The following is a 13,197-nucleotide window of genomic DNA, read 5'->3' on the forward strand; positions in this document are numbered from 1 at the left end:
TTCAGGCACTCCGGGTGGCAACAGCGGGTGGAACGGCGGCGGCACGACGTGCCGGGCCGAAGACAGCGATCTGGCCCAGCAGCCACAACAGCACCGCGCCGATCGGCAGGTAACTGATGGGCATGCGCGGCAGCTCGTAGTTGTTCATCAGCCACAGATTGATCGTGTAGGCCATCAACATGCCCAGCACGATGCCGACCGTGGCCAACAGGAAGTTCTCGGTCTGGAAGTAGCGCAGGATCTGGCTGCGCGTCGCGCCCAGCGCCCGGCGGATGCCGATCTGCTTGGTCCGCTGCTGCACCCAGAAACTGGCCAGGCCGACGATGCCCAGCGCGGTGACCACCAGCAGCGCAACGCAGACGGTTATCAGCAGGCCGACCATGGCGCGGTCGTTGGCAAACGTCTTGTGGCGGACCTGCTCATAGGTGAGCTTCGCGCGCACCATGCGGCTGGGGTCCACCCGTTCCAGTGCAGCAACCGCCGCTTTGAGGACCTCATCGCGGCGGGCGGGGTCGGTGACACGGATCAGGTAGAACCCCATGTCATAGCTCATCCGGATCGGCAGCAGCATCGAGTGATGCGTGTCGCCCTCGACGTTGCCCGGGCGCGCGAGCGCTTCGACCACGCCGGTCACGCGCAATGGCATGCGGCCGCTGTAGACCGTCTTGCCCAGTGCATCGCCCTCCGGGTACAGCTTTTCGGCGGCCGAACGGGTCAGGATGACGGAACTGCCCTTGGAATCGGCTGTCTCGTCGGCGACCACCTCGCTGTACTCACGGTACTCGCCGGGCTGGAAATCGCTGCCGGCCACCAGCTTCAGTCCCAGCGTTTCCAACACGCCTTCGCGGGCGAAGTACTGCGATGCGCTCAGCGTCGGGCGCTCCTGGTCGGGCACCCGGGACAGGCTGGAGTTCCACGAGTTGCGGCGGAACGGCAGCTGGTTGATGGTCACCACGCTCTTGACGCCGGGCACGCTGCGCAGCGCAGCCAGGTCCTCACGGGTGCGGGCTTCCACGTTCACCTGCTTACCGACACCGCCCAGGCGGATCTCCATCAGTTCGGTTTCGGCGATGCCGCTGGGCTGGTTGATCTTCTCGATCCGCTGGCCGATCAGGAACAGCGCGTTGCAGACGATCGCGCAGGTCAGTGCGATCTCCAGAACGATCAGCGCTGCGGCGGTCTTGTGCCGACGCAGGGTGGAAAGAATGGGGCGGATATCCATGATGTGCTCCGGATCCTTACTGCGATTTGAGTTGGATGGCGGGGGTGACCTGCATGGCGCGCAGCGCAGGCAGGAAGCCTGCCAGCAGGCTGGCGACGAGGGTCAGCGCGAAGGTCATCAGCAACATCTGTCCATCCAGCGTCGCCAGCTTGGCGTAGTCCACCGGTTGCTGACGCACCGCGTACAGCCCCAGCAGCGCCAGCAGCAGGCCGAGCAGGCCACCGGCCAGGCCCACCGTGCCGGCTTCGACCAGCGATTGCAGGAAGATCTGCCCACGGCTGGCACCGAGCGCGCGACGCACACCAATCTCACCGCTGCGGCGTAGGAACTTGGCCAGCAGCAGGCCGACCGTGTTGATCAGGCACACCAGCAGGAAGCCCATCGCCAGCCACAGCTGCAGGCGCACATCGCCCGGCACGACCTGCTTGTGGTCCAGCCAGTCCATGACGCTGCGCAGGCGCACATTCGGTGCGCGCTCAAAGCGGCCTGCGGACTTCTGCTGGGCCGAGTAGTTCTCCAGGTAGGCGCGGTAGTCGGCGGCATCGGCCGGCGAGGCCAGTTCCACCCAGTACTGCATCCAGGTGCACGGTGCATTGACCGCCGTTTCATCGCCACCGGAGTTGTCCCAGCAGTTCATGTTCCCGTTGCGGCCCAGCTTGAGCTCCAGCGCGGTGGAGAGGGGTATGTAGCTGTCCTCGCTGCCACCGTATCTGCCGGTCTCCAGATCATAGAAGTGTGGGTTCGGATTCCACTCGTCCAGCACGCCCACCACCGTGAAGGTGTGGCCGTCCATGCGCAGCGGTTTGCCGACGCTGTTGGCGCCATCGAACAGCTTCTGGTTGAGCGCCTGCGAAATGACCACCACGCGGCCGCGCCCGTCGTCGTCGGCCACCGGCCAGGCACGACCGTACTGGAACGGCGTATCGAACATCGGGAAGAAATCGGTGGAGGTGTAGCGTGCATCGGTATCGAACGGACGCAGCGAGGCCTTGTCCGGCTCGATGGTCACGCCACCACCGGTCATCAGGGCCTGGTGTTTGGCATGCTTCTCACGCAGCAGTGCCTCGCCATCGAAGCGGGTCAGCTGCTCCTCCGGTTCCTCTCCAGGCTGGTAGCCCAGCATCGGTCGCGGATCGACCTGCACGGCGAACAGCCGATCGCTCTTCTGCGGAATCGGATCGCCGGACAGCACGTGGAACACGGTCAGTGTGGTCATCGACGCGCCGATGCCCAGCGCGATGGCGACCACCATCAGCGCGGTCAGCACCTTGTTGCGCCGGAAGCTGCGCAGGGCCAGTCGGAAGTAGTAGGCGAGCATGGCGGGCCTCAGTCGTTGGCAATGGCGGCGGCGACGGACGGACGCGGCGTGGCAAGCACCGGATCGCGCAGCAGATCAGTGACCTGGCCATCGACGATATGCACGTTGCGCTTGGCGCGCGCGGCCAGCTCCGGGTCATGGGTGACCATGACGATGGTGGTGCCCTTGGCGTTGATTTCTTCCAGCAGCTCCATCACGCCACGCGCCATCTGGCTGTCCAGGTTGCCGGTCGGTTCATCGGCCAGCAGCAGGCGGGGGCTGCCCGCAAGCGCACGCGCGATCGCGGCGCGCTGCTGCTGACCGCCCGACAGTTCGGCCGGGTAGTGCTTCATGCGCGAGCCCAGGCCCACCTGGGCCAGCGCATGTTCGATGCGCTGCTTGCGCTCTGCCGCCGGCATGCCGCGGTAGCGCAGCGGCACATCGACGTTGTCGAACAGGTTCAGATCGGAGATCAGATTGAAGCCCTGGAAGATGAAGCCGATCTTCTGGTTGCGCAGCCGGCTGCGCGCGTCGTCGCCGAGCTGGCTGACGTCCTGGCCATCCAGCAGGTAGGTTCCGCTGGTGAAGGTCTCCAGCAGGCCGGCGATGTTGAGGAAGGTGGTCTTGCCCGAACCGGACGGACCGGTCACGGCGACGAACTCACCTTCGCGCACGTGCAGATCCAGCGACCGCAGGGCATGGGTTTCCACCTGTTCGGTGCGGAAGACTTTGGCGACCGAGCGCATTTCAAGCATGGCTGTGTTCCTTTGAATGTCGGGAAGATCGAAAGGGGTGAATCAGTTGATGGACACGCGCTCGGCATCGCCGAACAGATCGCTGCCGGACACCACGACACGATCGCCGGGTTGCAGGCCAGAGAGGATTTCCACTTCGCCCAGGCTGCTCACACCGAGCTTGACCGGGCGGCGGACGGCACTGCTGCCGTCCATGACGTAGGCGTAGCCGTTGCCCTGTTCAACGAACGGGCCACGCTCGATCTTCAGTGCGTTGCGGCGGGTATCGAGCAGTACGCGTGCCTGCATGCGCTGGCTCTGGCGCAGACCCTGCGGCTGCTTGTCGGAGAAGCGGATGCGGGCGTTGACCTCGCCGGCGACTACCTCCGGGGAGACGGCGGAGATCTCACCGGCAAACTGGCCGCTGCCGCCGGTGAGCTGGGCGGGCATGCCGATCGACAGCTCGCGGGCGAAGCTCTCCGGCACCTTGATCTCGATCTCGAAGCGGGACAGATCGACCACGCCCAGGATCGGTGCATTGGCGACCACGTTGGTGTGCTGGGTGGCCTGCACCTGGCCGACCTGGCCATCGAACGGGGCACGCAGGGTGAGCGCATCGACCTGACGTTCGACTTCGGTCACCACGGCGCGCTGGCGATCGGCCAGCAGGCGCTTGTTGCGCGCGTCCAGATCGGCACCCTGTGCTTTCAACATCGCATCCTTGCGGGCATGTTCCAGCTGGATGTCGCTCTTCTTGACCGTGTCTTCGGCCTTGGCGACATCGACCTGCGGCACCGCGCCGCCATCGAAACCGCGCTTGTAGCGCTCCAGATCGCGCACTGCGGCCTGGCGTTCGATCACGGCCTGGTCGGTGTCTTTCTGGGCAGTGGCGCGGGCGAGGGTGGCATCCAGGGTGGCGCGGCTGGCCTCGGCCTGCAGGCCGGCCAGCGTGGCCTGTTCCTGGGCCAGTTTGCTGCGCAGTTCCGGGCTGTCGATCACGGCCAGCTCCTGGCCCTGCTTGACCACGTCACCGGCGACCACCTTCAGGGTCACGGTGCCGGCGGAGATGGCGTAGAGCACCGGATTGTTGGCGGCGATCACGCGGCCGTCGGCGGCGATATCGCGGACCATGTCGCCCCGGGTGACCTCGGCGACGCGGACACGGGCGCTGTCAAAGGAGCGGCTGGCGCCGAGCCACGCGCGGGCGGCGAAGCCGATCGCCAGCAGCACGACCAGGGCGGCGACCGCCGGCCACAGCCAGCGCTTCCACGGGGCGGGCGCGGCGTGCGAGGAAAGGGTCTGGTCCTGGGCGGAAGTGTCGCGGATCATCGGGCTCGTTCGCGGTTGGGTTGTGAAGTAACAAAGCAGACTTCGTGCCAACTTTTAACCCTTTGAAAACAAGGGCTTGCGAATCCTGCGGCGTGTCCGGGTGTCCGCGGACACGGGACCGGACACTTTCGTTAAGCGGACAGCGCCCAAGCCGCCTTGGTCGCCACGCTAGAATGCGAGGCTAACCAGCAGGGATCTGAATCTATGTGCGGCATTGTGGGGGCGATCGCCCATCGCGACGTGGTACCGGTACTCATCGAAGGATTGAAGCGACTGGAATACCGGGGCTACGACTCCTCCGGCATTGCGGTGATCGATACCGCTGCCGCTGAAGCTGACGTCCGTCGTGTGCGCCGTACCGGCCGCGTGGCCGAGATGGAGAAGGCCGCTGCGAGCGAAGGCTTCCAGTCGCTGCTCGGGATCGGCCACACGCGCTGGGCTACCCACGGTGGCGTGACCGAAGCCAACGCCCACCCGCACATCAGCCACGGTGTGGCGCTGGTGCACAACGGCATCATCGAGAACCATGAAGAGCAGCGCGAGAAGCTGCGCGCGCTGGGCTACACCTTCGAGTCGCAGACCGATACCGAAGTGATCGCGCACCTGATGCACCATCACCTCAAGGAAGGCGACAGCCTGCTCTCGGCGCTGCAGCGCACGGTCAAGGAGTTGACCGGTGCCTACGCGCTGGCGGTGATGAGCCGTGCCGAGCCGGACCACTTCGTCTGCGCGCGCATGGGCTGCCCACTGCTGGTCGGCCTGGGCGAGGGCGAGAACTTCGTCGCCTCCGACGTCTCGGCGATCATCCAGGCCACCCGCACCGTGATCTTCCTGGAAGAGGGCGATACCGCCGACATCCGCCGCGACGGCGTGCAGGTGTACGACGAGCACAACCAGCCGATCGTGCGCGATGTGCACCTGTCGGATGTCTCGCTCGCGTCGCTGGAGCTGGGTCCGTACCGCCACTTCATGCAGAAGGAAATCCACGAGCAGCCGCGCGCGCTCGGCGACACCATCGAGGCGGCGATCGACGCCGGTGGCTTCCCGGCGACGCTGTTTGGCAAGAACGCTGAGGCGGTGTTGTCGGGTATCGAAGGCGTGCAGATCCTCGCCTGCGGCACCAGTTACTACGCCGGCCTGACGGCACGCTACTGGATTGAATCCATCGCCGGCCTGCCGTGCAGCGTGGAGATCGCCAGCGAGTATCGCTACCGTGCGGCGTACGCCAATCCCAAGCATCTGATCGTCACCATTTCCCAGTCCGGCGAAACGCTGGATACGATGGAAGCGCTCAAGTACGCCAAGTCGCTTGGTCATCTGCATACGCTGTCGATCTGCAACGTGCCCGAGAGCGCGATTCCGCGCGCGAGCGAACTGGTCTGCTACACCCGCGCCGGTGCCGAGATCGGTGTTGCCTCGACCAAGGCCTTCACCACCCAGCTGGCAGCGTTGTTCCAGCTCACCGTGGTACTGGGCAAGCTGCACGGCCGCATCGATGCTGCGCAGGAAGCGGACTACCTGGAGCAGCTGCGCTTCCTGCCGGGCAGCGTGCAGCACGCGCTCAACATGGAGCCGCAGATCGCCGCATGGGCCGAGCGCTTCGCGCGCAAGAGCAGTGCACTGTTCCTGGGGCGCGGCCTGCACTACCCGATCGCGCTGGAAGGCGCGCTCAAGCTCAAGGAGATCACCTATATCCACGCCGAGGCGTACCCGGCCGGTGAGCTCAAGCACGGCCCGCTGGCGCTGGTGGATGAGGACATGCCGGTGGTGGTGATCGCCCCGAACGACAGCCTGCTGGAGAAGGTCAAATCCAACATGCAGGAAGTGCGTGCGCGGGGCGGCGAACTGTTCGTGTTCGCCGACCAGGACAGCAACTTCGTGGAGTCCGACGGCGTGCACGTGATCCGCACGCCGCGCCATGTCGGCGCGCTGAGCGCGGTCGTGCATACCATCCCGGTGCAGCTGCTGGCGTACCACACCGCACTGGCGCGCGGGACAGATGTGGACAAGCCGCGCAACCTGGCCAAGAGCGTGACGGTGGAGTGATGTGTCCGCTGCCGAGGCGGCGCTGACACGTATCTAGGGTGGCCCTGCGGGTCCACCCTTTTTTGTGCGATCACCCCGTTGTAGAGCCACCCATGGGTGGCTGCGGGAGCCGGAGCGAAGAACAGCCACCCCATGGGGTGGCTCTACACGGCCGTCGGCACCGGAACTTTAGTCTCAGTCTGCTGAGGCATTCAGCGACGGTTTTAACGACGGTGCCATTCTCAGGGTCGTGCACCGCGTTCCACGACGAACCGTCCCAGATTTGCAAACTCCTGGGCCCGGGTGCGGTCGTAGAATCGAGTGACCGAGGCACGGCGGTCTCACTGCCGACCTCGCTGCAATCAGGCGCATCTCTCGACTTCAGTACCCTGCATCAGGAAACAAGAATGAACGTCCGCGAACTCCTGCAATCCAAGAAAGAAACGATCGTCACCATCGATGTGGAAGACACCATCGGTGCGGCGGCCCACAAGATGAGCGCGCACAAGATCGCTGCCCTTGTGGTCATGAAAGATGATGCGCCGGTGAGGATCATTTCCGAGAAAGACATCGTGCGCACGCTGGCCGACGACGGCCCGCAGGCCGGGCGCCGGGTCATTTCCACGCTGCCGTCGGCAGGGTTGGAAGGCATCGGACCGGACGCCACCCTCAAGCAGGCGATGGCGCTCATGACCTACTCGCGTCACCGCCACCTGATGGTGACCGAAGACGCCAAGCTGGTCGGCATCCTGAGCCTGGGCGACATCGTCAAGAATCTGCTCAGCGAGCTGGAGCTGGAAAAGGCGGTGCTGCAGGACATCTACATGGCGGCGCACTGAAACTGCCCGTGTCCAGCTGACGGGTAACGCCGGCTGCCGGCCGGCAACCCCACGCTGGAGAATCAACGTCGGCCGTCAAGGCCGTTCAGCTGCTGAAGGTCCGACAGCAGCAGCCGATAGGCTGCCTGCTGTGGCTCACCTGCCGGCTGCCGTAACACCCACGACGGATGCACCGTGGCGAATGCACGGGTGCCGTCCTCCAGTGAGTGCCAGCGTCCGTGGTTTGCCATCAGGTTGAACCCGGCGCCGAACACCGCGGTGGCTGCACTCGCCCCCAGGCAGACGATCACCTGCGGTCGCACGTTCTCGATCTCGCCCATCAGCCACGGCCGGCACGCGTTGATGTGGGTGATCTGCGGCTTGCTGTGAATGCGACGCTTGCCGCGCCGTTCGAAGCGGAAGTGCTTGACCGCGTTGGTCAGGTAGAGCGTGCGGCGATCAATGCCAAGCTCGCGCAGGGCGCGATCCAGCAGCTGTCCGGCGGGACCGACGAACGGGTGCCCGCTGAGGTCCTCGCTGTCGCCGGGCTGCTCGCCCACCAGCATGATCCGTGCGTCCTGTGGGCCTTCGCCGAACACGGTCTGCGTGGCCGGCTCCCAGAGTGGGCAGCGTCGGCACGCGGCAGCCGCATCGCGCAGGGCATCGAGTGTGGCAGGTGGGGCATCCGCTACCGGCGTGGGTGAGGCGATGGCCGCGGGGATACGCCGTCGCGGGGCCTGTGCCTCACGGTCGTGCATCTCCTGCACCCGGTCACCGGCATCACGGACCAGCTGCGGCAGCAACGACGCCTCGGGCAGGTGTTTCCAGTATCTGGCCGGCATCTCCTGCTGCATCATCCGCGTGTTGAGCCGTGCCGGATTGAAGATGTTGGCGTAGTAGGTGCGCCACAGTTCTTCGCGCGCATCCTCAACGGGCGCATCGCTCTGGTGGCCACCCGGACCAAACGACAGCGCCTGCCCATCCCAGTGCACGCTGCGGTACGGCGTCAGGATCGCCCAGCGCATGCCGGCGAAGCGCCGCGCGAAGAACGGTGCCACGCGGTCCACGATCTGGTGATCCGGTTCGAACCACGCAATGAAGGCATCCTGCTCGCCGGGCACTTCGCGGAAGCGGACGAACGCTTTCATTTTATGCGTGTCGCGGCGGACTGCCTGGCTCAGGGCCATGGCGCGCAGCACGTCGGGATCGGCGGGGTTGGACAGCAGGCTGCGCTCGCCATGCGTGATGCGCCAGAGCATGCGGTAGAGCAGCGACATCCGTTGCGGATCGCGATGGCACAGGCAGATGGCAGCCAGCTCGACAAACGCCTTGGAGACATACATTTGCGGCTCGGCCAGTGGCGTGCGGCCATCGTCCAGCGAGGTCAGTGACGGGGCATCAAGCAATGAAGCCCCCTGATCCTGCAGCCAGTCCAGCTGATCCGGTGGCACCGCGTGGCGCAAGGCCAGCCGCGCGGCCGCGCGCCATGCATCCAACGACCATGCCGGCTCGACACGCACACTCCAGCGTGACATGTCAGTGGGCAGCAGCGTCGGGGAACAATGCGCCCTGTCGCGGCGGTGGCGCCAGCCGCGCCCGCAGCGCCGCCGGATCATCCAGTGCACGCCGCGGATGATGGTCGGCCAACTGCACGAACGGCAGCAGCTTGCTCATCGGTGCACGCAGACGGGCCACATCGGCCACGCGCAGGCGTCCATGTCGCCGTGCCATCAGCACCCGTTTGACGTTGCGCACGCCAAGCCCGGGTACGCGCAGCAGCAGCTCCTTGGGCGCGATATTGAGATCGACCGGGAAGCGCTCGGGGTGGCGGATCGCCCAGGCCATCTTCGGGTCGATGTCCAGATCCAGCATGCCGCCCTGGGTGGTATCGGTGATTTCCTCCACACCGTACCCGTAGAAGCGCAGCAGCCAGTCGGCCTGGTAGAGGCGATGCTCGCGTGCCAGCGGTGGCGCCTGCAGGGGCAGCGCCTTGCTGGCATCGGGAATAGGGCTGAAGGCGGAGTAGTAGACGCGGCGCATCCGATAATTGCCGTACAGATTGTCGGCCGCGCTGAGGATCTGGTTGTCGCTGGCACCGTCCGCACCGACGATCATCTGGGTGCTCTGCCCGGCAGGGGCGAAGCGGGGGGCACGCGCACGCCGCCCGCGCGGGGCCGGTGACGGTGCGGATACCGCAGTACTGGCTGGATCGGACTTGCGCGCCTCTTTGGCTTCCTCGATCTGCCAGCGCAGCTCACCCATGGCGCCCCGGATCGAGGGCAGTGACTTCTCCGGTGCGAAACTGGCCAGCCCGGCTTCGGTGGGCAGCTCGATGTTGATCGACAGCCGATCGGCATGGCGCCCGGCGGCGGCAAGCAGTTCCGGCGATGCTTCGGGGATGGTCTTGAGGTGGATGTACCCGGCGAACCGGTGTTCCTCGCGCAGCACCCGCGCCACTTCCACCATCCGTTCCATGGTGTAGTCGGCGTTGCGGATGATCCCACTGGAGAGGAACAGGCCTTCGATGTAGTTGCGCTTGTAGAAATCCATCGTCAGCGCGACCACTTCGTCCACGCTGAAGCGGGCCCGCTGCACGTTGCTCGACACGCGGTTGACGCAGTACGCGCAGTCGTAGATGCAGAAGTTGGTCAGCAGGATTTTCAGCAGCGACACACACCGGCCATCCGGCGTGTAGCTGTGGCAGATGCCCATGCCCTCGGTGCTGCCGATGCCACCGGACGCACGCGAATCGCGCTTGCCCGCGCCGCTGGAGGCGCAGGACGCATCGTACTTCGCGGCATCGGCAAGGATGGCCAGTTTGCGGATCGTCTCCATGGAGCGACCGTACCGGGGCGCCGTCTCATCCAGTGAGACGGGTCAGCCCGCGCCTGAAGAGTTCAGATTGCGGCTCAGCTGTCGAAGCTCACCTTCACTGATTCCGCGCTGTACCTCGCCGGCCCATGGAACACCACCTCGATGTTGTTGCCATCCGGATCCAGCGCGAATGCCGCGTAGTAACCGGGATGGTAAGGGCGTTCGCCCGGCGCACCGTTGTCCTTCCCGCCATTGGCCAATGCGGCCCGGTGGAAGGCGTCCACGGTCGCGCGGTCGCGGGCCTGGAAGGCGAGATGATGGCGGCCGGTGAGTTGGCCGAGCGCTGCTTCACTGTCCGCCGTGGAAATGAACAGCTCATCGGCCCAGAAATAGGTGTCGCCTTCACCGGCAATCGGGATCCCGATCGTGTCGAACACGGCCTGGTAGAAGCGGCGGCTGGCGGCGAGATCCTTGACCACCAGCTGCAGGTGATCGATCAGGCGGCCGCGGTGCAGTTCCATGGTTTCCATACCGACTCCGTTGGGTGGGTGGACGGTCCGCAGGTATACCACTGGATGCGGTTGGACACGGTGCCGCCGTCTCGACCTTGCTGACCACGCGCGTGGACCTGTCGGCCGCGGCCCTTCCGCCAGCCCACGCGCTGACCTACGCTGCGCGCTGGCGTCATGAACGCGCAGACGGAGGAGGGAACGATGCTGTGGATGGTGATGATGGCCCAGGCGGTCGCAGGCGACGCCGGCTATGAACAGGTGCGCGCACTGGCGCAGCGTGATGAAGCCAGCTTGGCGCCGGCGGCGTACACGGAAATGCTGGACAGCATGAGCCGGGTGGGCGGCGCGAGTTTCGCGCGGTGCATGCCGAAACCCGCGCCGGAGACGCTGGCACCGTTCACAGTGGTGCTGCAGCTGGATGCGCAGGGCAAGGTGGTGCGGACGTGGCGCGAAGGCGACGAAACGGTCGCACGCTGTGTCGATGCGGGGTTTGCCGGGAAGACCCTGTTCGTACCACCGAAGGCGCCGTTCCATGCGGCCTTCGAGTTCCAGGTCCAGCCATGACGCCCACGACGCGCCGGTACCTGCCGGCGCATCGCGGAGCGGCCGGGATCAGGCGATCGGGGTGTTGGAGATGATCTCCACCCAGTAGCCGTCCGGGTCCTTGATGAAGGCCAGGTGCTTCATGCGGCCATCTTCCAGGCGCTTCTGGTAGGGCACCTGCAGCGCATCGAAACGCTTGCAGGCGGCCTGGATGTCCGGCACGGACACGCAGATGTGGCCGAAGCCGCGCGGATCGCTGTTGCCGTCGTGATAGACCGCGCCGGCCTGGGTTTCAGTGCCGTGGTTGTGGGTCAGCTCCAGCACGCCGGGAATCCCGGCCATCCACACGCGGCGGGCGTCGTCGCCCTCGGGGATCTGCGTGCCGGCCGGCAGCAGGGCCAGGAAGTACAGGCTGAATTCGGCGTCGGGGAAGTGGCGCAGATCGATCAGGCGGAAGCCGAGCACGCCGGTATAGAACGCCAGCGAGGCGGCAGCATCCTTCACGCGGAGCATGGTGTGGTTGAACACGAAACCGGTGGTTTCGGCCGGCGGCTGGGCGGCGACACCCGGCTGGGTCTGGAAAGCGGCAAGGGACATGGGGATCCTGGGGGCGGGGCCGCATCGGCGCGGCGGACACGTCATGTTACCGGTCCCGGCCGGGCGGGGTGGCGGGTAGAATGGTGTGTCTCCCTGACCAGCGTTCATCATGTCTCAGCGTGAATGGGTGGCGTCCGCCATCCGCAAGATCGAAGCCGATTTCAACCGTTCGGCCGATACCCACCTGATCCCGATGGACCTGCCGGGGTTCAATGGCATCGACCTGTATTTCAAGGACGAATCCAGCCATCCCACCGGCAGCCTGAAGCATCGTCTGGCCCGGTCGCTGTTCCTGTACGCGCTGACCAACGGCTGGCTGCGTGAAGGGCGCCCGGTGATCGAAGCGTCCAGCGGCTCCACGGCCGTATCCGAGGCGTATTTCGCACGGCTGCTGGGCCTGCCGTTCATCGCCGTGATGCCGGCCACCACGTCCCCCGAGAAAATCGCGGCGATCGAGTTCCACGGCGGCCGCTGCCATCTGGTGGAGCGCGCCTGCGACCTCAACTGCGATTCCGAAGCGTTGGCCCGCGAAACCGGTGGCCACTTCATGGACCAGTTCACCTACGCCGAGCGCGCCACCGACTGGCGCGCGAACAACAACATCGCCGAATCGATCTTCAAGCAGATGGCCGAGGAGCCGCACCCGGTGCCCGAGTGGATCGTGTGCAGCCCGGGCACCGGCGGCACCGCGGCCACGCTGGGCCGCTACGTGAGCTACCGCCGGCATGACACGCGCATCCTGTGTGCGGACCCGGAAGTGTCGGTGTTCTACGACGGCTACTGCGCCGCGCTGGCCGGGCAGCCCTGGCGCGAGTTGACCTGCAGTGGCGGCTCGCGCGTGGAGGGCATCGGGCGGCCGCGGGTGGAATCCAGTTTCATTCCGACCAGCGTGGATGCGATGGTCAAGGTGCCCGATGCGCTGAGCCTGGCCGCGATGCGCCATGTCAGCCGCCAGCTGGGCCGTCGCGTCGGCGGTTCCACCGGCACCAATTTCATCGGCGTGCTGCAGGCCGCGCAACTGATGCGCGATGCCGGACGCAGCGGCTCGATCGTCACCATCCTGTGCGACAGCGGCGAGCGCTACGCGCACAGCTACTACAACCCCGAGTGGTACCCGAAGCAGGGCATCGACGTGGAGGGCGCCGATGCCCAGCTCGCCGCGGCGGTGGCGGGGCAGGGCCTGCCGGTGCTGCCCTGCGTTTCGCTGGAAGCGTTGTACTGAGCGGGACACCGGGCGTGGCGTGAACCTGGCCCATCGGTGCACGCCGGGGCCTTGTGCGGGGCAGGGGGCAATGCCATATCGTGG

Annotated in this window: 12 protein-coding genes; 4 read left to right on the forward strand and 8 right to left on the reverse strand. The window is 66.0% G+C overall.

What is annotated here, in order from left to right:
* Position 1: 1 nt before the first annotated feature.
* From EDF74_RS10715 to EDF74_RS10730, 4 genes are read right to left on the reverse strand one after another with little or no spacing between them, the layout of a single operon-like run.
* A complete protein-coding gene (locus EDF74_RS10715; protein ID WP_123730115.1) occupies positions 2-1,222 on the reverse strand; it encodes an ABC transporter permease in 1,221 nt (406 codons plus the stop codon).
* 16 nt (positions 1,223-1,238) lie between these two features.
* The gene (locus EDF74_RS10720) at positions 1,239-2,540 is read right to left on the reverse strand and encodes an ABC transporter permease (RefSeq protein WP_123730116.1); all 1,302 of its coding nucleotides are present in this window, start codon (positions 2,538-2,540) and stop codon (positions 1,239-1,241) included.
* An 8-nt stretch (positions 2,541-2,548) separates the two neighbouring features.
* Complete coding sequence (locus tag EDF74_RS10725; protein WP_123730117.1) at positions 2,549-3,274, reverse strand: ABC transporter ATP-binding protein; 726 nt, start codon at positions 3,272-3,274, stop codon at positions 2,549-2,551.
* A 42-nt stretch (positions 3,275-3,316) separates the two neighbouring features.
* On the reverse strand, positions 3,317-4,582 hold the full coding sequence (locus tag EDF74_RS10730; protein ID WP_123730118.1) for an efflux RND transporter periplasmic adaptor subunit: 1,266 nt from the start codon (positions 4,580-4,582) through the stop codon (positions 3,317-3,319).
* Between the two features lie 204 nt (positions 4,583-4,786).
* Between EDF74_RS10730 and glmS the strand changes: the two genes are divergently transcribed.
* Positions 4,787-6,628, forward strand: a complete 1,842-nt coding sequence (glmS, locus tag EDF74_RS10735) for a glutamine--fructose-6-phosphate transaminase (isomerizing) (protein ID WP_123730119.1) — start codon at positions 4,787-4,789, stop codon at positions 6,626-6,628.
* Positions 6,629-7,014: 386 nt separating this feature from the next.
* Positions 7,015-7,446, forward strand: coding sequence for a CBS domain-containing protein (locus EDF74_RS10740; protein WP_123730120.1), 432 nt, complete (start codon positions 7,015-7,017; stop codon positions 7,444-7,446).
* 62 nt (positions 7,447-7,508) lie between these two features.
* Here the strand turns inward: EDF74_RS10740 and EDF74_RS10745 are convergent, their stop codons facing one another.
* The 3 genes from EDF74_RS10745 to EDF74_RS10755 all read right to left on the reverse strand — a co-directional run bounded on the left by EDF74_RS10745 (position 7,509) and on the right by EDF74_RS10755 (position 10,769).
* Positions 7,509-8,960 (reverse strand): UdgX family uracil-DNA binding protein, encoded by a 1,452-nt coding sequence (locus EDF74_RS10745; protein WP_123730121.1) that lies wholly within the window; start codon positions 8,958-8,960, stop codon positions 7,509-7,511.
* A 1-nt stretch (position 8,961) separates the two neighbouring features.
* Positions 8,962-10,260: a putative DNA modification/repair radical SAM protein gene (locus tag EDF74_RS10750; RefSeq protein WP_123730122.1), complete on the reverse strand. Its 1,299-nt coding sequence runs from the start codon at positions 10,258-10,260 to the stop codon at positions 8,962-8,964.
* 74 nt (positions 10,261-10,334) lie between these two features.
* Positions 10,335-10,769: a VOC family protein gene (locus EDF74_RS10755; RefSeq protein WP_123730123.1), complete on the reverse strand. Its 435-nt coding sequence runs from the start codon at positions 10,767-10,769 to the stop codon at positions 10,335-10,337.
* Positions 10,770-10,925: 156 nt separating this feature from the next.
* Between EDF74_RS10755 and EDF74_RS10760 the strand changes: the two genes are divergently transcribed.
* Positions 10,926-11,315 carry a hypothetical protein gene (locus tag EDF74_RS10760; RefSeq protein WP_148045944.1) on the forward strand — a complete coding sequence of 130 codons (390 nt, stop codon included), beginning with the start codon at positions 10,926-10,928 and terminating at the stop codon, positions 11,313-11,315.
* Between the two features lie 48 nt (positions 11,316-11,363).
* Here the strand turns inward: EDF74_RS10760 and gloA are convergent, their stop codons facing one another.
* Positions 11,364-11,891, reverse strand: coding sequence for a lactoylglutathione lyase (gene gloA, locus EDF74_RS10765; protein ID WP_123730125.1), 528 nt, complete (start codon positions 11,889-11,891; stop codon positions 11,364-11,366).
* A gap of 109 nt (positions 11,892-12,000) precedes the next feature.
* Between gloA and EDF74_RS10770 the strand changes: the two genes are divergently transcribed.
* Complete coding sequence (locus EDF74_RS10770; RefSeq protein ID WP_123730126.1) at positions 12,001-13,113, forward strand: PLP-dependent cysteine synthase family protein; 1,113 nt, start codon at positions 12,001-12,003, stop codon at positions 13,111-13,113.
* The last annotated feature ends 84 nt before the right edge of the window (positions 13,114-13,197 follow it).

Source organism: Stenotrophomonas rhizophila, from assembly GCF_003751305.1.
Lineage (GTDB): Bacteria > Pseudomonadota > Gammaproteobacteria > Xanthomonadales > Xanthomonadaceae > Stenotrophomonas > Stenotrophomonas rhizophila_B.